The organism is Rubripirellula lacrimiformis, assembly GCF_007741535.1.
In the GTDB taxonomy this organism is placed as follows: domain Bacteria; phylum Planctomycetota; class Planctomycetia; order Pirellulales; family Pirellulaceae; genus Rubripirellula; species Rubripirellula lacrimiformis.
Window position 1 is genome coordinate 6,794,337 of the sequence record NZ_CP036525.1, and the last position, 22,401, is coordinate 6,816,737.

General features: G+C 58.9%; 15 protein-coding genes. 12 read left to right on the plus strand and 3 right to left on the minus strand.

Annotation, left to right across the window (positions count from 1 at the left end):
• Positions 1–165 precede the first annotated feature (165 nt).
• Complete coding sequence (locus K227x_RS23810; protein WP_145173796.1) at positions 166–1,758, plus strand: ATP-binding protein; 1,593 nt, start codon at positions 166–168, stop codon at positions 1,756–1,758.
• A gap of 138 nt (positions 1,759–1,896) precedes the next feature.
• Here the strand turns inward: K227x_RS23810 and K227x_RS23815 are convergent, their stop codons facing one another.
• Positions 1,897–6,615, minus strand: a complete 4,719-nt coding sequence (locus tag K227x_RS23815) for a DUF4332 domain-containing protein (protein WP_145173799.1) — start codon at positions 6,613–6,615, stop codon at positions 1,897–1,899.
• Positions 6,616–7,022: 407 nt separating this feature from the next.
• Between K227x_RS23815 and K227x_RS23820 the strand changes: the two genes are divergently transcribed.
• The gene (locus tag K227x_RS23820; protein ID WP_246146152.1) at positions 7,023–7,835 is read left to right on the plus strand and encodes a HEAT repeat domain-containing protein; all 813 of its coding nucleotides are present in this window, start codon (positions 7,023–7,025) and stop codon (positions 7,833–7,835) included.
• Between the two features lie 138 nt (positions 7,836–7,973).
• Positions 7,974–9,668, plus strand: coding sequence for an SHD1 domain-containing protein (locus K227x_RS23825; protein WP_145173803.1), 1,695 nt, complete (start codon positions 7,974–7,976; stop codon positions 9,666–9,668).
• A 146-nt stretch (positions 9,669–9,814) separates the two neighbouring features.
• On the opposite strand, the gene K227x_RS23830 is transcribed toward K227x_RS23825, so the two are convergent.
• Together K227x_RS23830 and K227x_RS23835 are read right to left on the minus strand one after the other, a co-directional pair.
• A complete protein-coding gene (locus K227x_RS23830) occupies positions 9,815–10,966 on the minus strand; it encodes an acyltransferase family protein (RefSeq protein WP_246146153.1) in 1,152 nt (383 codons plus the stop codon).
• A gap of 43 nt (positions 10,967–11,009) precedes the next feature.
• Complete coding sequence (locus K227x_RS23835; protein ID WP_145173808.1) at positions 11,010–11,495, minus strand: hypothetical protein; 486 nt, start codon at positions 11,493–11,495, stop codon at positions 11,010–11,012.
• Positions 11,496–11,705: 210 nt separating this feature from the next.
• Between K227x_RS23835 and K227x_RS23840 the strand changes: the two genes are divergently transcribed.
• The 9 genes from K227x_RS23840 (at position 11,706) to K227x_RS23880 (ending at position 22,262) form a co-directional block, all read left to right on the plus strand.
• Entirely contained in the window at positions 11,706–13,061 is a 1,356-nt protein-coding gene (locus K227x_RS23840; protein WP_246146155.1) for a cofactor-independent phosphoglycerate mutase, read from the plus strand.
• A gap of 118 nt (positions 13,062–13,179) precedes the next feature.
• Positions 13,180–14,964 carry an aspartate kinase gene (locus tag K227x_RS23845; RefSeq protein WP_145173811.1) on the plus strand — a complete coding sequence of 595 codons (1,785 nt, stop codon included), beginning with the start codon at positions 13,180–13,182 and terminating at the stop codon, positions 14,962–14,964.
• Between the two features lie 106 nt (positions 14,965–15,070).
• On the plus strand, positions 15,071–15,868 hold the full coding sequence (locus K227x_RS23850; RefSeq protein ID WP_145173814.1) for a DUF4339 domain-containing protein: 798 nt from the start codon (positions 15,071–15,073) through the stop codon (positions 15,866–15,868).
• Positions 15,869–16,103: 235 nt separating this feature from the next.
• Positions 16,104–16,664 (plus strand): hypothetical protein, encoded by a 561-nt coding sequence (locus K227x_RS23855; protein WP_246146157.1) that lies wholly within the window; start codon positions 16,104–16,106, stop codon positions 16,662–16,664.
• A 63-nt stretch (positions 16,665–16,727) separates the two neighbouring features.
• Positions 16,728–18,272 carry a hypothetical protein gene (locus K227x_RS23860; protein WP_145173817.1) on the plus strand — a complete coding sequence of 515 codons (1,545 nt, stop codon included), beginning with the start codon at positions 16,728–16,730 and terminating at the stop codon, positions 18,270–18,272.
• Between the two features lie 414 nt (positions 18,273–18,686).
• Positions 18,687–19,619, plus strand: coding sequence for an acetyl-CoA carboxylase, carboxyltransferase subunit beta (gene accD / locus K227x_RS23865; RefSeq protein WP_218933486.1), 933 nt, complete (start codon positions 18,687–18,689; stop codon positions 19,617–19,619).
• Between the two features lie 214 nt (positions 19,620–19,833).
• Positions 19,834–20,736 (plus strand): serine/threonine protein kinase, encoded by a 903-nt coding sequence (locus K227x_RS23870; RefSeq protein ID WP_145173820.1) that lies wholly within the window; start codon positions 19,834–19,836, stop codon positions 20,734–20,736.
• A 496-nt stretch (positions 20,737–21,232) separates the two neighbouring features.
• Positions 21,233–22,081 carry a hypothetical protein gene (locus K227x_RS23875; RefSeq protein WP_145173823.1) on the plus strand — a complete coding sequence of 283 codons (849 nt, stop codon included), beginning with the start codon at positions 21,233–21,235 and terminating at the stop codon, positions 22,079–22,081.
• Positions 22,059–22,262, plus strand: coding sequence for a hypothetical protein (locus K227x_RS23880; RefSeq protein ID WP_145173826.1), 204 nt, complete (start codon positions 22,059–22,061; stop codon positions 22,260–22,262). The genes K227x_RS23875 and K227x_RS23880 overlap by 23 nt, the downstream gene beginning before the upstream one ends.
• The last annotated feature ends 139 nt before the right edge of the window (positions 22,263–22,401 follow it).

Genomic DNA, 22,401 nt, shown 5'->3' on the forward strand with positions numbered 1-22,401 from the left:
CGCTGAATCCCGCCATCGATCCGGCGGATCAGGACATTCATCGTGCCACCGGCGCAGACGGAAATGGCCGTCGAACTCCGCTGACCTAAGCTTCAACACATCGTCGATGCCCACGCGCAATGTCTGTGCGTCTGTCGCCGAGGAACGACCGAGCTTAAAATATCCGTGAGTGACGAGACAATGAACGCAAGGCGGATTTTCTCGTCACCCAAGGCCATCAGCCTTTTGCTTGGATTGCTGGGGATCCTGCTTTCGTGGTGGTTGGCCGGTGTCGAAGCGAGACGTTTCCAATCCGAGTCCCGCAGCAACGTGGTGCAACAACTTGGAACGGTACGTGCGGCGGTCGAAAGTTCGTTGAACAAACGAATCTATTTGACGCTAGGCCTACGCGCATTCGTTTCGACGCACCCCGATTTGAACGATCAGGAATTTGCAAACTTCGCCAGTGCCCTGATGGCTGAGGGCAACGGCATCCGAAGTGTGACGTTGATCCAAGACAACCAGATCAGCGATATCTACCCGCTTCAGGGCAACGAGCTAGCGATCGGCCTGAACCTGCTAGAAATGCCGGAACAACGCAACGATTTCCTTCGGGCCATCGAAACAAAACAACCCTGGCTTTCCCCGCCCATCCGCCTGGTTCAGGGTGGCGAGGCGTTTGCCAACCGGGCTCCCGTCTATGTGAAATCGGACGACGCTGCCGAAAACGAACGGTACTGGGGGATGGTGTCGATCCTGATCAACAAGCAAGAACTTTTGGACGACATCGTTGACGGCCTACCGGATTCACTGCAACTAGCGATTCGCGCACGGTCGTCACAGGACCAGTCCATCCTTTATTTCTACGGCGACAAGTCGATCGAGACGACCGAACCGTTGACCCTAGATGTCAATCTTCCCACCGGGAACTGGCAGGTGATGGGAGTCCCCACCGATGGCTGGCAGCAGCGTTCGCCGGCGTCCTCGGTGATCGCTTGGTTTGGCACGATCGCGTCGATTGGCTTGGCCGCTTTGACGTTCTTGCTGATGCGGTCCAACACACACCTGCGAACCGCACGACATACGGCCGAAAACGCAGCCGACGAACTGTCGCGAAAGAACGAGGATCTAGAAGCTTTCGTGCGAACCGCATCCCACGACCTTCGCGCACCACTGCGGCACATCGATGCCTTCTGCCAAATCCTGGCCGAAGACGCTGCCGACCGACTGAACGAGAACGACCAGGACTGCCTGAACAAGATCCAACGGTCCAGCGGCGTGATGTCGCGTCTGCTGGCTAGCCTGCTGGCGTTCGCCAGGACGGGGTGTGAAGGACTGGCGATGGAAACCTTCGACCTGAAACAGATGGTCCACGACGTGGTCAGCCGCCTACCCGCCCAAGATGTCGACCGAGTGCAGGTGGGCAACCTGCCATCGATCCGCGGTGACCGAACGCTCTTGCCGCAAGTGATTCAGAACTTGGTCGAAAACGGGCTGAAGTACAACAATTCCGAGGATGCCAGCATCCAAATCAACGCGACCACATCCGCAAACGAAGTCACCATCACCGTCGCCGACAATGGAATTGGCATGGCCGAAAATGTGATCGATCGAATCTTCAAGCCCGGCGTCCGGGCCGTCAGTTCCGCAGATTACAGCGGTTCGGGATTCGGACTAGCGATTTGCGAACGCATCATCAAAGCCCATCATGGCAAGATTTGGGTCGAATCGAAGGTTGGCGACGGTTCAACGTTCCATGTTTCGTTGCCCACCGTTTGATCACTTCCCACCGTTTAACCACTGCATCCAACCTGGACACGCAATTCGCTGCGTGTGGTGCATGTCCAACAACGAAAAAAGGGCAAGCCCACGGAGGGCCTGCCCTTTTCAATTTCAAATCGAACCGATCAACGTCGTTTAGGCGGCTTTCAGTTCTCGGTGGTGTTGGGCATAGCCAATCCACTCGGTCACTTCTTCTAGATCGGGCAATTTGCTGCCGCGAGCGACCCGTTTGCCATCGCTGCTGCGAGCGATCACATCGACGATTCCGAACAAATCATCGGCGTCCTGACCAGCCAATTCTTCGGGCGTGGTAACTTCGGCCATGACCAAGAACTGTGCGTCGTGTCCACGCAGCATCGGTACCCGGCAAACCAACGTGGACTGCTGCTGCCACTGCAGCACGGTGTCAGCGTCGACTCGTCGATGTCCTAATTGTTCCGCAACCGTTTCGGGATCCGAATTCAACAGGTCGTCGACGGTGTACAGTCCGATTTGGTTCAGTCTTTCTGCCATACGAGCACCGATCGACGGGGCATCCACGATGTCGCTGTCGCGTTGCAGATAGAAACGTAGTTCGTTTTCGTCTCCACCATCGTTGCTGCGGCGATCTTCGCGTTCTTCTCGCACACGTCGTCGGCCGGATTCACGCCGGCTGGCTTCACGCGACTCGCTTTCTCTCGCACTGCGTTCATAGCCGCGCCCGGTTTGCGGTGCACGCTGCGACCGTGGTTCACGTTCGGCCTGTTCATATCGAACGACTTCACGCTGCACGCTATCGGATCCGGAACGTCCCGAATTGCTGCGGCGGGATTGGCTGCGACCCGATCGCCCGGTGTTCGGTCGACCGGTGCCAGAGCCACCTGCTGAACCGCTGCCTGATCCGCTGCCAGTTCCCGAACCGTAGCCCTTGCCACGTCCCGATCCATTACCGGATCCATTGCCGCCGCGATTACCGCCACCGCCGGATGATCCAGCGACGGGGTAGATACGTTGGTTTGAATCGTCACGATCCGAGGCCGCAGAACCAGCCCCATTGCGGGTGCGACGGCGCGAATATTCATCGGCCAAATGTTCCGCGGTACCGTCGATGGTACGAATCACACGACGGCGACGTCCGCCTGATCGGACAGCGCGTCCATCGGCATCTTCGTATTCGTAACGATCGCTATCGAATTCATAGTCGCCGCGAAGATCATCGGCATCGTCCAAGTCCGCATCCAGATATTGACCACTGCGATCTGCCGCCATGCTGCGGCGATGCCGCGGGGATCCATTGGCGCGACGGGTGGCAACGCGACCACGTCCAAACCCATCGAATTGACGATCGTGGTTGCTGTTGGCGGCCGCAATCCAACTGGTCAGACGCGAAAGTTCGTGGCTGCTGCCGCTAAGCAGCAATTGTTGACCGCATTCGGTCGCCAAAAACTGCTCGACTCGTCCCAACAGATCGATGGGATGAATGGCAGCCAACTGGGCGGGGGTGGTGATGCCACAGCCGACCAACACGCGTGCATCGAATCCACGCAGTTGGGGCACGCGACACGCCAGTCGGCACTCGGCTTGCCAGCGACGGATCGTCGCCGCATCCACGTTGGCCAATCCTAAAGCATCGGCCAAACGATTCGAATCCTGCTGCATCAAATGATTGATGTGGGTCACGCTGAGCCCACGCAACCGAGCGGCCGCTACGGCATCGATCGACGGTGCTTGGTCAATCGGACTATCCACACTTAGAAAGAACGGGCTTTCCGGTGCAGCGACCTGTTTGACGATCTGGCCGCCAGCCACCAACGGTCCAGTCGCCAAGGTTGCCGGGTCATTCGATACGGGGGCCGCATCGCGATAACGTCCTTCGGGGCGAACCACCGGGGAAGTCGTGAATTGATCGGCAAAGTAGTACCCGTCGCGATAGCCGGCACCGTCGACGGCCTGATCGGTTCGAACCGAGCCCTGGTAGGGGCGATCGGGATTCGCACGATCGGAACCCGTCCGGTCGGGATTGTCGTAAAACCCATAAGCTTCGCGCCAAGCCATGTCGAAATCGCGATTGATGTCGTAGGTTCGGTTGGCACCCGAGGTGGCGTAGCGAGCCACGCCTTCGGGATGCATTGATGGCGAAACGAATCCGCGACCGGCCACGGTATCGCGGTCGGAAAACGTATCGCGATCGGAAACCCAAGGTCCAGCCGGACGGACTTCGTCGGCCATTCGATCGCCATAGGTGTGCGGGTGTGGCCCCACGTAAGTTTCTGTTTCGTACTGGGGACGCCACAGCGGACGATGCGGATGGACGGTGCGCTGTCCGTGCACCGCAAATGTGCGGGCACCAACGCGTGTCAACTGTTCTGCCAATCCTTGATGACTGGTAAAGGTGATCACTTGGCGCCCACGGTGGGCATAGTCGGCAAGCGCGGCGGCGATGGGGTGATTGCTACGCCCATGATCGCCATGTTCACCGAACGCCGAGCGATGTTGAACCAAGTCGTCTTGGAACAGTTCACGGTGCGTTTCGAAAATCAATGGAACCGGTCGTCCCAATTCACTTAGCAATTCGCCAGCGGCCAAGCGGACAGCCATCACGGCCAACGATCGGTCGGCACCGCTGCAACGCGACTCGTCTTGCCCATTGATCACCACGCCGGTGGCCAGGCTTCCATCACGATGCGGATTCGCGCTGGGAGCGCGGAATAGTTGATATGGCCAATCGACGCGTCGCAAACGACCTGCCGACAATCGCACCAACCAACTGCTGGCGGCGTCCGATAGCGGTGACTGCGAACGCACCGGTCCAGTATCAACTCGCAATTGGTCCTGCAGACGCTGACGTCGTTCACGCAGCCACTGAACTCGCGAAGTCGAGGACAGACGAGCGTCAATCGCTTGAATCTCGGCGACGATTGCATCACGATCGATCCAATCCGAATGGTATCCGTCAGCCGGTGACGCCGAATATCCGTCGATCGAATCGCCAGCGGCAAAGCCAAAGTACGACGATGCACCCGGGTAGGAAACGTGATCGTGCGCAGCCAAGGAATCGATCACCGGCAAAGTTCGCATCGATCGCCGAATCTCGGCAGCCGAATTCAAGCATTGGTTCAATTCGTGGGTGACCCGATCCAATTCCCCCGATCGTTCGTTGCGTTCGAAACGCATGCCCGGCAAATTCAGGCGGGAATAGTTGCTGCTTGCCGATGCGGGATAGTTCACGTCGTAACCGCTCGGTTCCGATCGCGGCAACCATCGTGGGTCCCGGCTGGTCGGATCCTGACTTAGCAGAGAATGTCGATGGCGGCTGAGCCCTTCGATGGCAGCCACCAACCACGATTCGCTGTGCCGCAGTTCTTCCAGTTCACCCAGATTGGATTCGGCCGCGGGATACGTTTCGGACAATGTACCGGAGACCGCAGCAGCGCCCGAGGTGTAACGACGGACCCCACGCAGATCCTCGCGAATCGCACGCAGAGTTTCCCCTAACGACTGCGGGAACGCCGCATCGGAAGGATGATACTGGCTAGACCGGTAACTGGCCGACGCAGGGATCGATTCGAACCAAGCATGTTGCACGGCCGATGGATCAGCGTATCGGCTTAGTAGCCAATCGATATTCCGCGTCGCCGAATCGATGCGTGCTTCGACTTCGTCCAAGTGGACCAGCGGACGATAGGTGCTGGCGTATGCGTTTTGGTAATGGTCGTCCCATCCGCGCGACGGTTCATAATGATCGATCGCGTGCAGGAACCCATCCAGACGCATCCGTCGCAGCGTGGTTTCGTCGATCGGACCACCGGCGTATCGGGCCCAGGTTTCACGCCCAGCCAACAGAGCTTGTCGTAGTCCGCGAACTTCCAAAAGGGCTCGCCGCCAACGGATCATCTGTGAATCCAGGTCGTCCAACTGACGACGCAAGTTTTCGTCCGACACGGCCGCATGGCTGCCAAACGAAGTGCTTTCGGCGGCGGCTGGATAGTTGTATCGTGCCAAATCAGCGTCGATATTGGCGATCCAACGACGCAGTTCCGATTGCCGATATCGCAGTTGCCGAGCCCGATCGTGAAGCCGATTCAGTTCGTGCTGCCACTGGGTGTATCGCGATCGGGGGATGAAGTGATCGAACGTCGCCGCAGTAGGTCGGGCCAATCGGGCTGCCAATTCGGCGCGGCGAGCAACCAAAGATTCACGCTCGTGACCACGTTCGCCCAATCGAGCGAGTTCCGATTCGACGCTCGCGAGTTCTTCCCGCAAATGCTGTTTTTCTTCGTAGCGACGATCGCCCGCCATGTCGCGGCGATGCCCGGCCACCGAATCCGGTGCGGTGCTGCGGTCGCGATAGACCGAGTCGCGACCGAGTGGCAGAGAACGATAGGTTTCTGGCGAATCGAGTCCGCTGCGTACGCAGGCCGAAACGACCCGAGCGACCGACGTCACGCCGGTATCGGTGATCACACCATCGACCAAACTTTCGGGCAACTGGATAGACTGAATTGCTAGCATCGAATCGGAAGTGCCAGCATTCGCGACGTGGTGAGCCCAGGTGGAACCGTAGGCATGTTGCGTGCCGGTCAGGTCACCGCGTGATTCAAATTCGACGGTACGGCGGCCGGTGGCGGTGCCATCTTTTTCGCGACGGCAATGCAACAGCCCGTGTCGATCGGCCCACACGACTCGCCCGGTCGACGAACTCATCATGCCCAGCGGATAGTCACGGTTGACCAGCGAATCGCGGACAAAGCGAATGATCGCGGTTTTCCCCGATCCGTCCGGGCTGGACACCACATTCAGGTGTTCGGCGAACGGCCCCAATTCAACACAGTTCAGGGGTCCATGGGCGTCGATATCGATTCGGTCCAACAACATGGTCAGGCTCCTCCGTGGCCAATCGGGCTAAAAGCCCGGCAAATTCCATTTTTGCAGTTTTTCGGAACAGAATGGCGTATCTCGCCGCGGGAATCCTGTTCAAAAACACCGCGTCATGTGCGGATGTCGATGGGACTTTAGTCGAATCGGGTGTTTCACGAAAAGAGTGATTTTTCACGCTCTGATCCAGTGTTCCTGATTGGCGGCTGCGTGAAACGAGAATGGCCGGCATCGATTTTTTGTTCTTTGGCGGTTCGGACGGCTGCACGTTTTCGTTCGATTGAGCCGATAACAGCCAGTAGGCGGCCAATAACTGGTATTGGATTTGGCTGCCTGGCTTTGTTACAGGCCAAAGTTACTTGCCCATTTCGGGGACGCCCGAGTCGCGCACGAAACGAACGATCTGAATGTTGGAATCTTTTATGTCACGGTTGATCCGCCTGTCCGGCCCTTCGCAGGTTCGTCCGCTAGGCTGCCGTCCTGACCCGATGTGCCGGGTCGCGGCCCCAGTGTCCGGTTTGGCGATGCGTCAAATGATGGCCGGCCTGATCCTGGTTTCCACCGCTGCGATGGTCGGCTGCCAAGATGGGCCACTGTACGCATTGAAGGCCGCCAACCCCTACTACTCGATGAACGAGTGGAAGAAAGACGAAGAGATTGGGGTCACCGATCACGAGCGACGCGAACAGTTGACGTTGTTGGCCGACACCATCGCAACGATGGCGCCGGAGCGACAGCAGGTTTGGAGCGAGCATCTGAAGCGGATGATCGAAAACGACCAAAGTCCAGAGATGCGACGGTTGGCGGTACTTGCGGCCGGCAACATCAAAGACGGATCGGCACTGGCACTTGTCGAAAAGGGCCTGGACGACGAGAGCATGAAAGTTCGGATGCAAGCCTGTGATTCACTGGGCGACCTCCGCAGCGATCAGGCCGCTCGTCTACTGGCTTCAACCCTCGGCACCGAAACCAACCTCGACGTCAAACATCGTGCGATGGAATCGCTTGCCAAGCACAAAGGTTCGATTGCCACCGATTCGCTTCGGCTGGCCCTGTCGGACCGAAACCCTGCCACGCGATCATTGGCGATGCAGTCGCTGCGTGGCGTGACCGGAAAGAACTACGGAAACGATCCTGATACATGGATCGCCGCTTTGGACGGCAAGCCGGCCGCCGAAGCCGAAATCCGCATTGCAGATCGAGTCCGTGATCTGTGGTAAGCAGGTCGCAGCGGCCCCACCGCGACGACAAAGTGAATTTTTTGGTGATGGCAGGTTGATCAACGATCGCCGGCACCATTCATCAACCGTCAGCAATCGCTGTCGTTCGTCTCGAGGTGAAGATCAGTGACTGTTCTCATGAACCCAAGTCTCCGGCACCGCCGATCGTTTTCGATCCGCACCGCCACCACACGCACCATCCTGGCCGTCTCGGTCGCCATCGGTTGCTCTGCACCGCCGGTTTTCGCACAGAACTCCGACCGCATCTGGGTGGATACCGGCGGCACGTTCTCGGTCACCGCATCGATGGTCCAGTGTTCGGACGACTCTGTCGTCCTGCTGCGCGCCGACGGCGGACGCGTGACGATCCCGCTGGGGATGCTAAGCGACGAGGACCAGCAATACGTTGCGGAGCGAAAAGCGTCCATCGCAAGCACCAACGGGCTACGAAGACAACCGCCCAAGCCACCCGTGATCAGCCCGCTGCCCGTTTTCCGAATCCCGTCGACGGCGCCCACGACTGCCTCCGGTGCAACGATCCGATTCGACGGCCCGCTAGTCAGCACGGTGCGCCCGACGCTTCCCGGTCCATTGCCATCCGATCGTGCTCCGGTGACGCTGGCGATCCCCAACACTCGCGTGGGGTTGCCGAAGATCGACTTCAACATGGACGTGTCGCCGCCGATCCCGGTCTGCAAACTGAACGAATCGGGCACCCGCACGACGGTGTTGGCGGCATCCATCAGCGGCAACATTCGATTGCCGGGCGAACAGACCCGGCAACAACTTTTGGAATTTGACGCTGCATCCGGCGATGCCAAAGTCGCCATGTTGCACTACGAAACCATCCGACTGCTCGACCACCACATCCCCAGCGGCCAGTCGTTGGTCCTGGTCAACTACGACTCACTAGGCAGTGGCGGCGACTTGGCCGTCGTCGACGGCTGGGATTCGGGCCAGATGGGGTTCCGGCACCGGCGGCCGATCGAAACCGGCATGCAAGCGGGAAACCTCAGCATGGAAACAGGGCTAGCCCAATCCGGGCTGGCCACCACGGGACGGGCTACCGCGGGACTGGCCACCGCGGGACTGGCCAACACCGGCTTGGCAGGCATGGGTCGAAAGCTACGCGATGCCCAGTGGATCGATCGCGAACACGTGCTGTTGGTGTTCGACCGAACGATGGGATTGTGGAACATCGTGTCGGGTGAATCGGTGTACCAGATCGACCGAGTCGATTCGCGTGCCACCCCGGCGGTATCCGGCGGCAAACGTTACATCGCGCTTCCGTACGAAGGCGGTGTCGAACTGCTATCGTCCGCGACGGGAGAATCGCTGGGACGCATCAAGGTGGAACGGCAGGTCCCGGGCGTCGAATTTTCGCCTCTGGGGAACCAACTGGCCATCGCCACCACTCGCCGCGTTCGCATCTGGGATCTGCCGGCCGCTGCCTTGGCCGGTGACATCCACAGCCGCAACAGCCTCGGAAAGGGCAAACCGCTGTGGATCGATCACGACTGGCTGCTAACCGATTCGGGGGCCTTGGTCAGTATTTTCCGGGGCGTTCCCGTTTGGCGTTATGACATGGCCGGTGCCCAATGCATTTCGGTCGGCCATAGCCTGGCAATCTTCCGCAAATCGCCCGTCACCGAACTGTCCGTCGTTTCGCTGCCTCACCCGTCGGCCCAGGCGATCATTGGCCAAATCGACAACGAAGCCATCGACCTGAATCCCGACCGGTGGCTGGTCCCGGGACGCAGCAGTTGGGGCCCCGACGGCTGGGTCGACCGTGACATTCAAATCAGCGGTCTTGCGCCGGCGACTCGGCGCTAACGTCCTGCTGACTTCGTCGTTGTCGAGAAAGCTGCGTTGGAATCACCCCACGAGACGCAAGCGAGTGGCAGAATCGTATCAATCGCTTACGCGCCGGGTGACTCAATCCGCAGGCTGCTAACGACGATGCTGTGGCACCATTTGCGTTATTGGTTTAGCCCGGGTGTGTTCCCCGAGGGCTGGCACGTCGCGTCGGCGGCTTCGGTTTCGCCGTTTCGATAACGCGACCATCCCTTTCGCAGCCCATTGGTCAGCGGCTGTTCGATCCGGTTGGTGATGATGATGGCCATGGCGAACGAAAACACGATGGCGATCCCCAAACAGATTTGCGGAGGCACGCCGGCATGGTCGAAACGGTGGATCAGGGCACAGCCCAAGTTGTTGTGGCACAGGTACAACGCATACGAGATCGTGCTGACGTAGATCAGCGGACGAAATCTTAGCGGCGGCACCTTTCCATAGGCGCACATGGTGACCAAGCCAAGGATCAGCGCGGTCGCCGCCGGGTTGTGCTTGCCATGATCGATCAAGTGAAACACGGTTGCCGCAATCAGAATGCCGCCGATGTTCTGCCATCGTTTGCCGACACCCGTCTTAATCATGTACAGCAGGAATCCCATCGCGAACAGCGGCACGAAATCCAGCAACATCAATCGCCGGACCGCGGTAGCCGCTGCGAACCAACCGGCATCCCCGTGGGTCGGGGCAATCGCATCCAGTAGCGGGCAGACCGTCACCGACAGCATCAACAGTGTGCCCCAACCGATAAAGTAGCGACGCAAAGCGCCGATGGAAAACATCGTCACCAGCGACACGTAGAACATCATTTCAATCTGCAACGTCCACATCACCGGATCGACGCATTCGTATCCCAGCACGCGCGGCAGCAGAGTCATGTTGGCAGCGAACTGACCGGCCGACACTGATTGATGCATCGGAGCAAGCGGTAGAATCCACAGGTTGGCGATAATCACCAACAAGAACACCGGAATGATGCGAATCATCCGCGCGGCGACAAAGTCAACCGGCTTCCCACGCCGCAGCAGCGACATGCTGTTGACGAACCCGCTAAGGATAAAAAACATCTCGACACCGTAGGCACCGAAGGGCCATTCAAATCCCAACGGCGACGTGTACCCAAACTTCACTGCATAGACGTGCGTGAAATGGAACAGCACCAGATTGATCGCCGCCAACGCGCGCAGCGCATCGAGTTCCAAAATTCGGCGGTGGGGCTTCAGTATGCTGGCGTTGGATTCCATCACGGGGCGTTCGCACATCCGGCCAAAGGTCGGCATCAAAGGGAAGGGGGCAGTGAACGAAAAATGGGATCGCGGAGATCTATTCAGCGAAAGGATTCGACTGGACTTGGCTGGTCGCCTGGCTGGGGTCTTTCTTAAAGAACCATTGGTCGGCCAGACGGTGAACGGCGGCTTCGTATTCAGCGGCGACTTGCCCAGGGTCACCGCGGGAGTCCTTGTCGCGAGCGACTTCATCCACCATCTCGATCATCGCCATCTCGATATCCGTCGTTTCGGTATCAGCAGTTTCGATATCCGTCATGTCGGTATCAGCGGAGTCGAGATTGGACGACCACTCGTTGGCGGTCAGACCGACCGAACGGATCTCGGGAAATTCGGTGCCGACGTACTGCATTCGCGGGGCGACGTATTCATCTTCGGCCGTCGCCATGCTGCTCGACTGGGGAACGTATGCTTCCCGCTGGTGGGGGCACTTCCTGCCTTGGATTCCTCGCCCAACGATCAGCAGCAGCACCCCAAAGGCCGTGACGACAGTGACAGTTCCTAGATGGGGCACGCTTCGCATGACAGGGGGATCGGTTGGAGGACGAAGTGGGGAATTCGATGTTCTGAACCCTAGGTCGGGCTAGCGGGGACACTCCCGATCGGGTCATGGTTTGTGCCCCCCCGAGCGGATCCGAGTGTGGTTTGTCACAGAGATAACGATTGGGACGGCAACGGGCCCGGATGGGGCTGAAAACCAGCTTGCTGGAACCCCCTTTCGTAGGACCGATAGGTGAACGAAACTACGGCAACGATCATCCGCAGCCCGTTTGGCGGGAATCAAACGGATGATTTGGCTGGCCGGTCGCCCCGCCAGCAGGACTGTTTTGTTCCCTCTCCACCCCCCTTCATTCCTGGGCCATTGACCGCCGTGAAGTATGTAATCGTGATTCCCGACGGATGTGCCGACGAACCGATCGAATCGTTGGGGGGCAAGACTCCGCTGCAAGCGGCCCACCTGCCTGCGATGGACTCGTTGGCAGCCCGTGGCTACCAGGCGCTGTCCAACAACACCCCTTCGCATTGGCCGGCTGGCAGCGAAGTGGCCAATTTGTGCTTGCTCGGTTACGACCCCGACGTTTATTTCACTGGCCGGGCACCGCTAGAAGCCGCCGCCCAGGGGATCACACTGGGGCCGGACGACTTCGCCATTCGATGCAATTTGGTCACGATCGAAGACCAAATCATGGTCGATTTCACGGCCGATCACATCAGCACCGAAGAAGCGACCGAGCTATTGTCGGCTGCCCAAACGCTGGTCGCTGGCGATGAATTTGGCGGTCGATTCGAATTCGTGCCTGGGGTCAGCTACCGAAACCTGTTGATTTATCGCGGCCAACCGGGGGAAAAGCCACCCTTTTCCCGCGACACTCGCAGCAGCGCCCCGCACGACCTGACGGATTTGACCGTCGCCAACGATTTCCCACGCGGGCCGGGCAGCGATCTGTTGGTCCGTTTGATGGACGCATCGGCCGAACTGTTCGCCAACCATCCCGTCAATCAGAAACGGGTGGCGGCGGGCAAACGCCCGGCCACCAACGTCTGGTTGTGGGGACTGGGCGGTGCCCCCAATTTGCCGTCGTTCCAGGATCGGCTGGGCGTCCAGGGCGTGATGATCACGGCCGTGGACCTGTTGCGTGGGATTGCCGCGTTGGTGGGCTGGCCGCGGATCGAAGTCGACGGAGCAACCGGTTATCTGGACACCGACTACGCCGCCAAGGGGCAAGCCGCCATCGAAGCTCTGGATCAATACGACGTTGTTTGCGTCCATGTCGAGGCCCCCGACGAAGCTTCGCACGAAGGCCGCCCGGACGCCAAGATCGAAGCACTGCAGCAGATCGACAAACTGGTCGTCGCCCCGCTGATCGAAGCATTGGCCAGCCACGGCGATCACCGCATCCTGGTCCTGCCCGACCACCCCACGTTCTGCAGCACCAAGAAACACACGCACGGGATGGTTCCATTGGTGATGGCCGGCACGGGCATCAACTGCGACGCCCAAACGACCTACGACGAACCGGCTGCGGAAGCGGCTGGCAAGAAGTTTGATCACGGCTGGGATCTGATGGAAGCGTTCATCAAGGGCTAGGAATCGACACCTTCCCGGCTTTGCCATTGCCCCTGGATCCATCCGACCCCGGGGCGATCTCCTGTTGCCTTTCTGTATTTCCCCCCAATCCCTTTACGCAACTTCCCCCTTTCCAGCCATGTCCTTGATCGTTCAGAAGTTTGGCGGCACCAGCGTTGCCGATGTCGAAAAGATTCGCGCCGCGGCTCGGAAAGCCATCCGGGCCCAACGACAGGGACACCGCGTCGTGATGGTGGTCAGTGCGATGGGCAAGAACACCGACACACTGTTGGATCTGGCATCCCAAGTCGGCGACAACCCGCCCGCACGGGAAATGGACATGCTGCTTAGCACCGGGGAACAGGTCAGCGTCGCTCTGGTTGCGATGGCCATTCACGAACTGGGGGCCAAGGCGACCAGTTTGACCGGTGGCCAGATCGGAATGAAAACCGACAACAGCTATTCCAAGGCTCGGATCCAATCGATTTCGACCGAACGGATCGAGCGGTTGTTGGACCAGGGCAACATCGTTGTCGCCGCCGGATTCCAAGGCATCGACGACGACCTGAACATCACCACCCTCGGACGGGGCGGCAGCGACACGACCGCAGTCGCGCTGGCGGCCGTGTTGGGCGCCGACGCCTGCGAGATCTACACCGACGTCGATGGCGTCTACACCACCGACCCGCGGAAACTTCCCGAAGCCCGCCGCGTGGAAGTCATCAGTTACGACGAGATGCTGGAATTGGCCAGTCTGGGTGCGGGCGTGATGCACAGCCGGTCGATCGAGTTCGCCAAGAAATTCGGCGTCCCGATCCATGTCCGCAGCAGTTTTTCGGACACCGAAGGCACGATGATCGTTGCCGAAGCCGAATCGACCACCCAACCGGTTAGCGGCGCGGCGATGACCGCCGACGAGGCTCGCGTGACCGTCCTGGGTGTGCCCGATGTGCCCGGCAAAAGCTTGCAGATTTTCTCGGCCATCGCGGCTCGCAAAATCGCCGTCGACATGGTCGTCCAGAACGTCGGCAAAGACGGCCGCGCCGACATCTCGTTCACCGTCCCACGCGGCGAACTGAAATCCACCTTGCAAGCGCTCGATCAAGTCATCGCTGCGGTGGGCGCCGAAGGGGTGACCCACGACGACCAGGTTTCCAAAGTCTCGGTCGTGGGTTTGAACATGGCCACCCAAACCAATGTCGCCTCGCGAATGTTCCGGGCCTTGTCGGACGCCGGGGTCAACATCCAGATGATCACGACCAGCGAGATCAAAATTTCGACTCTGGTCCCCAAGGATCAAGCCGCCAACGCGCTGCGGGCTGTCCACGAAGCGTTCCAATTGCACCACCGGCCCGACGACGCCAAGTCGTGGAAACAGATCAAAGCCGATCGGGGTGCCACGGATGTGGAAACGCTGGTCAATCGATTGCGAGCCGATGCGTTGGAAGCCCTGACGTTGACCGGAATCACGCTGACCAAAGACCAAGCCCGCGTCACGCTGCACGGCGTTCCCGACCGGCCGGGGATCGCCGCCGACGTGTTCGAGATGATCGGCGAAGCCAAAATCTTTGTCGACATGATCGTTCAAGGTTATGACGGCGAAGACGGTTCGACCAGCGTCAGCTTGACGGTCGAAAAGAAAGACCTGAAACGAGCCATGGAAGTCGCCGAATCGATTCGCGCCAAGCACGGTTTGCGAGACATCCAAGGCGCCGACAACATCGCCAAGGTGACGGTCAGCGGCATCGGACTGCGCAGCCACACGCATGTTGCAACGCTGCTGTTCGACCGCTTGGCAACGGACCAGATCAACGTCGAAATGATCAACACCAGCGAATTGCAGGTCAACGCCGTCATCGATGCCGCCAAGGCTGTCGAGGCCACCGAAGGGCTGCGGAAGACATTCGCCGAATCCCTGCGCTGATTTTGGCGATTGCGTCGCCCGCTGAAAAACGATCACCAACCGGCTATACTAGGACGGCGTTCATACTTTCCTTGTCTCGTTCCGTTCTGTCCGCTTAGGGTCGTCCATGGGCGTTCGCTTTGCATGCCACGCATGCCAAAAGCCGCTGCACATCAAGCAGGAACTGGCCGGACGGCGTGGCGTATGCCCCCAATGCTCGGTTCGATTCCGAATCCCGACGATCGACAGCCCTACGTCGACGCCGCTGGATACGCCTGATGCGAACTCGCAATCTGATGCGAACTCGCAATCCGATGCGAACTCGCAATCCGATGCGAATTCGCAATTCGGCGGGCCAGAGTCCGGGCAACCGGCATCCCCCCAAACTGCGGCCGCGGTGGCCGATTCCGCATCCGCGACCAGCCGCCCATCGGCCTCCAGTCATCCGGGCTCCAGTCATCCGGCCGCGGCAAGCAAGATCGGCCTGATCGCCAATGACCCGGACGCCAACTGGTACATCCGCCCACCCAGCGGCGGACAATACGGACCGGCCGATGGCGATTTGTTGTTGCAGTGGATCGGGGAAGGCCGCGTGGCGGCAACGGCGTTGATCTGGCGTGACGGTTGGCCCCAATGGCGCGAAGCATCCGAAGCGTTGGCCGAAGTCGCGTCCACATTGCCGGTCGTGGCCGAACCATCGCCGCGTCTCGGCAGCGACTCCAATCCAGCGGCCGCCGCCGGTGCGTCCAAGGCCCCAACCGCTACGGCAAGCCTCGATAGTACGGCATCGGTTGCGGGCCAATCCGGCATCGGCGCGGCTCGTCGATCGCGTTCGATGCAACGAATCTTTTGGATCGGACTGCTATCCTTGGTGGCGATCGTCCTGGTTGGCGTCCTGATTTATCTGGTCACTGGATCGGCCTAACGGCGGTCGTCCGGACAGACCCACGCGGAAAAAAAGACGGTGCTATCGGAGTCTTCAGTTTTGCTTTCGTCGTTGCACGACGTACAAATACAGCAAAACCAGCTCCTTACCGATCACAGTGCTGATCCACTACATTGTCTGAACATTCCGCCACCCCTTTTGTCGGCAGTCCCGCGGGGCTTGCTGTCCCCCATGGCGGACGATCCCTCGAACCACCATTCCGGAGTCACCTCTGATGCGTTTGATTCTTTTGACACTTGCGTTGGCAGCTTTCGCAACCTATTCGGCCCCATCGATGGCCCAGACCGCCGCAGCCGCCAAGACGGAAACCGTCGACGTGTTCGGCGATGGCAAATTGGAAATCCCAGCCGAATTCAAACGAGTGCCACCACAGTCTCGGATGCTAGCGCATGAATTCCAGGCGTCGGCTGGCGAAGGCGATGATGCGGCGACCGCGCGAGTCACGATGATGGCCGCCGGCGGTGGCGCCAAAGCCAACATCACCCGCTGGCAAGGACAGTTTGCCGGCGGCGACAAAGCGGCCAACAAGACCGAAGAACTGAAGATCGGCAATTGGGAAGTTCACTTGGTGGACGCCAACGGCAGCTACGCCGAAACCATGGGCGGAGGCCCGTTTTCGGGTGGCAAAGTCGTCCAACGCACCGATTATGCGATGGCCGGTGCAATCCTGATCAATCCCGCAGGCAAAAGCTACTTTGTCAAAATGATCGGGCCTGCCGCGGTCGTCAAAGCCAACCGGCAGCGGTTTGTCAAAATGATCAAGAGCATCGAGTAAACCGCCGCTTTTTTCGATCCATTTCCGCCCGCGCGGGCAACCGCCACCTGCGAAGACTGACGCATGAATATCCAAAGCTTTTTGGAACACCACGGGATCGTCCGAAATCCTTTCGCCGAAGAGGACGCCCAAACGGACCAAGTTTTCAAAGAGCACTGCATCAGTAGTGCCTACCACCCGATTTGGGACAAAGTGTACGGCGACCCCAAGGAACCATCCACGTCGATCGTGTTTGGCCCCAAGGGTTCGGGCAAAACGGCCATGCGGTTGCAAATCGATCGACACATCCAACGCTACAACCGCGAAAACGTTGATTCGCGAGTGTTTGTGATTCGTTACGACGATTTCAATCCGTTCTTGGATCACTTCTGTGAACGGATGAGCCGGCGGACGACCAAGAAAAGCGAGCGAGTGTTCGACGCGTGGCGGCTGTGGGACCACATGGATTCGATCCTGTGCATCGGAGTGACCGATCTGGTCGACCGAGTCCTGCGGGAAGCGGGCGATCCGCCCCCACAACGATCCGGGATGGCGGACGACAACGGTGACGCGATCGGCCCGGATGACCTGAAAAAGCTGGATCGCACGTCGGCCAGAGATCTGTTGCTGCTGGCCACCTGCTACGACCAATCGACCGCGTCGGCGTTCACCGATCGCTGGACCAATCTTCGCAAACACCTGCGTTATGGCAATGCATCGTCGCTGTGGCCCATGATCTTGGCCATCGTTTCGTTCGTTGCATCGATGGCATTGGTCGGATGGCTATTTGTCCGCGGTGGTGGGCAAGGGCCCGATGGGGAAGCCATCCCGGTCAGCCCCCATTGGTTGTGGCTGGTCCCGTTGATCACGCTGATCGGTGGGATCCCGTTTTGGATCAAATGGGCCAAAACCCAGTCAGCCGCAGCGGGGATTCGCAAACACATGCGTGTCGGCAAACGCGAAACCGGAACGCTGCGAAAGGTGCTGATGAAGTTCCCGTCCAAGGAACTGGACAGCCAACCGCTGCCACGTTTCGACCGCACCGACGATCGCTACGAGATGCTGAATAAATTCCGGGCGATCCTTTCGCGATTGGGATATGGCAGCGTCACAGTGCTGATGGATCGTGTCGACGAACCCGACTTGATCGGTGGCAAGCCCGAATTGATGCAGCGATTCGTGTGGCCGATGCTGGACAACAAACTGCTGAAACACCAGGGAATCGGTTTCAAGCTATTCCTGCCTCAGGAACTGCACCGGGACGTCGAACGCGAAACCCGCGAATTCCACGAACGGGCCCGATTGGATAAACAGAACGTGATCCCTGCGTTCCAGTGGACTGGCGAAGCACTTTACGATCTGGCGCGGGCACGGATGTTGGCCTGTGCGGCCGACGGACGATCGCCCGAGCCGAAGGACCTATTCGACGACGACATCAGTTACGAACGATTGCTGGCGGCCATGCAGTCGCTGCGAGTCCCCCGGCACCTGTTTCGGTTGCTGTATCGTGTGCTGGTCGACCATTGCAACCGACACACCGATGCGCAACCGGTCTTCAAGATCAAGGGACAGACGTTCGAATCGGCATTGGCCGTGTACAGCCGCGATTCGGAAGTCAACAATGGCTAGTGGACCATGGGGTGGCTGATCAGCGGCTAGAACCGCACCAAATAGATCCTCCCAGCGGGTGGCCAGGCAGCGATTCCGAGCGACGATTGGCGCCATCCCCAGCATCCGACTTGTCCTGTGCCAGCGATTTGGTACGCTACAAGGCCCGGCGGTAGCGTACCGCCACACTGATTTGTTAGGCACCAACGTCGAACAACACTCTGTTTTTCGACATCAACCAAGGGAGATTACACTAGGTGGGTACTAAGAGAACGGGAAAAGGTCGACGAAAAGTGGGACGAAAAAAGCGCCGTATGCGAGCGAAAATTCGTCACCGTAAGAAATAATTTCTGATGGCCGGAAATAGCGGCCAACTCGCGATTCTCCCAATCACCTCGCATGTCCACCGTCGATTCCAACCCTGCTGGCCCCGCGATGTCTGAGGAAACTGCCGAGTCCGAGAGCTCGTTCTCCCCGGAGAACCCCGCCTCATCCAACGACTTGGTTTCTGCCCCAAGTGCGGTATCTGCTGAAAACGCAGTACCACCTGAAAACGCAGTACCACCGAAAAAACGTGGCGTACCAGAAGGGCTTTGGTTGAAGTGCCCTGGGTGCGGTGCATCGGTCTATAAAAAAGAAGTTCAGCAGCGGCTGAACGTTTGCCCGAAGTGCGATTACCACTTCTACGTTTCAGCGATCGAGCGAATTGCTCAGGTGCTGGACGAGGGCACCTTCGAGCCGATGAACGAGTCGCTTCGGCCGATGGATCCGTTGGAATTTTCGGATCGCCGAAAGTATTCCGAACGGCTGATCGGCGAACAAAAACGCACCGGTCTGACCGATGCTGCGATGACGGGAACCGGCATGATCCGGGCTCGACGCGTCGCCTTCGCAGTCACCGACAGTGCGTTCATCATGGGATCGATGGGCAGCGTCGTCGGCGAACGATTGGCCCGCCTGATCGAACGCGCAACCGACGACAACCTGCCGCTGATCATCATCAGTGCCTCCGGTGGCGGTGCCCGAATGCACGAAGGCATCCTGTCGCTGATGCAAATGGCCAAAGTGTCCGCAGCATTGGCGCGTTACCACGAAGCCGGTGGATTGTTCATCAGCGTGCTGACAAACCCCACGATGGGTGGGGTCGCGGCCAGTTTTGCATCTCTGGGCGACCTTGTCTTTGCCGAACCCAAAGCATTGATTGGATTTGCCGGACCGCGAACAATCAAAGCGACGATCGGGATCGAATTGCCCGAAGGGTTCCAGACCAGCGAATTCCTGCTGGAACACGGCTACATCGATCGAATCGTGATGCGAAAGAGCCTGAAAAGCGAGATTGCTCGCGCGATCGATTACTGCGGAAAGTAACCGGCATCGATCCGCCGGCGGACGCGGCATGGCCTTTCGAACAGGTCCCCCCTGAAAGCCCCCCCCGCTGAACGGCCCTCCTGAACGGTCCTCCGCGAACGGGCTAATCCCGGTTGGTTGCGAAGCGATGATTGCCAAAACCTAGTTGTGACGTAGCCTTAGTCGTCGGCCTTTTGCTTTTCTTCTGACATCGTTGCGCGAGTCTGCTGGTTCCATGAGTCTTTTCGATTCGATTAAATCCGCCTTCAGTTCCAGTGGCGGCAGCACAGGCGGCCGAATCGACGTCGCCGGACGCTTCGCGCGTCAACGAACGGCTGTCACAGGCACGATGGCGAACTTTTTCGTCGCCAAGGACCGCGAACACGACGACCGCATGGTCGGTGTCAAAATCCTTGATATCGAAAAGATGGAACTGTTCGAGGCTAGGTTCAAAGGCCTGAAAAAGCCCAGCGAAGGCCAGATTGCGATGCAGATGAAGCATCCCAAAGTGGTTGAAACCTACGAAATCGGTACCTCGCTGAAGGGCGAACCGGTCATCGTGATGGAATACGTCGGCGGCCCCAGCCTGCAGAACATCGTGGTCCAAAAACAGGAACATCACGTCACCGGCCGTCGAATGATGATGATTCGGGACATGGCCGAGGCGTTGAAGTACGTCCACAGCCAGGGATTCATCCACCGCGATATCTGCCCGCGAAACTTCATCTGCCTGCCCGATACCGCGGGCGTCAAACTGATCGACTTTGGGCTGACCGTGCCCGCCACGCCGCCGTTCATGGCGGCCGGCAACCGAACGGGCACGCCGCTGTACATGTCGCCCGAAATCGTGCGACGCCGGCCCACCGACAAACGCGTCGATATCTTTTCGTTCGGTGTCACCTGCTACTGCCTGATCTGTTTCCAGCATCCATGGCAAAGCGAAATGCTGAACGGTCGCGCCGCCCTGCAGCACGACTCGGTCCCGCCAAAGGACCTGTTGACGCGATGCCCCAACGTGGATCCGAAACTGGCGCGGACGATCATGAACGCGCTGAACCCGGACGTGGACAAACGAACCGCCGACATGGACCAGTTCCTAAGCGGGATCCGCCAGGTCGAAAAAGCATTCGTCGACTAGCGCTTCGCTGCACCATGGTTTTCGGGTAGCGGAACTCGTCAAGAGTTTCGGCCTCGCCATGATTTACGAAAGTCTTGACGACTTCCGCGACGACGTTTGCCCGAAAACGAAGCTGGACATGGAGTACTCGCGAGGAATCCGACGCTGCACTGACGACTGCCCGTTGCCGGATACCAGCGCTGAATCTTTCGCATATTCGGCAACATCAGCCCACCCCGTATCGTCGTGCAATCTGTACGGCGCGTCGCATTTGGTTCTGATTCGGCAAAACAGGGGACCAATGCCGGTTTTCACGGCGAATTCGTTGACACTCGATTTTCCGCGTAACTATACTTCGGGGACGTGGTAATCTTGGCAAGCCCTTTAACGTGGGGGCTTTTGCCATGGAAGCCCCAAATACCGGCTTTCAATACCGCGTTATGCACGGGCCGGAACGCACTGCGAGGGTGCCCGCCACGTTGTTCCTTGTCGATCTCGTCGTAAACGGAAAACACCCATGACCCTACTTGGGAAGTCCTTCACTGCCCTCATCCTGATCCTCAGTGCCGTATTCATGGTGCTGGCGCTTGCGGTTAACGCATCTCACCGCAACTGGCGGGATGTCGTGCTGACCGGAATCGACGGGCAACCAGGGCTGAAGCAGCAAATCGAAAACACCACTCGTGTGAACGAACAGCTTCGCGATTCGCAACAACGTGCCCAGGCATCGCTGGACCGCGAACAGGCGACTCGCCGGACCGCACTGGCCGCTCTGTCGACTCAGTTGGACCAACTGAAAAGCGACCTGCAACAGAGCGAAGCTAGCGTCCAGAAGCTGACCGCCCAAGTCCAGGAACTGACCCAGATCGACCTTAGCCGAGCACAAGAATTGGAACGGCTAACCGCCGAAAATTCGAAGCTCCGTACGTCGGTCCGAACCGAACAACAAGATCGCGACCAACTGTTTACCCAAACATTGGAACTGACCGATCAAATGAACAAGCTGCGTGGCTTCAAACAACAGTTGGAAGAACGCAACTCGCAACTGATGGCGCAAGTCACCCGATTCGAAGAAGTGGTCGCGTCCAAAGGCATCGACGTCAACGAGCCCTTGGATGGTGCACCACCGATGCGAAACGGCAAGATCCTAGAGATCGACCGACCGCGTCGCTTGACTTTGGTATCGATTGGATACGACGAAGGATTGCGTGAAGGCCATATGCTGGAAGTGACCCGCGATGGCCGTTACATCGGAAAGCTGAAGATCCGCAAGACCGAACCAGATCGCGCGGTCGCCGAGATCATGATCGATTACAGCGACGGAATCATGCAGGAGAACGACCGTGTCGACACAACCCTCGATTGATACTCGTAAACAACCACCAAGCGTCTACACCGTGATGCTGCTGCTTAGCATGCTGTTCATGCTGATCGCCGTCATCGCCATGTGGATCGAACTGAACCGCTGGGCCCCCGATTACTATCGCACCGGCACAGCCAACCCGTCGGTCATGGTTGCACCGACATCGATGCCAACCTTTGGCTAAGAAATCTGGACGCAGCGTGGCCCCGTGCCACCCGTTCCAGGATCGCGAAAGACAGACGTCTTTCGCGTAAGTCTTGGCGCCGGGACCTCCGGTTGCCAACGACGCGGAACCGGATGGCTCCTGACCGGATGGCGCCTGA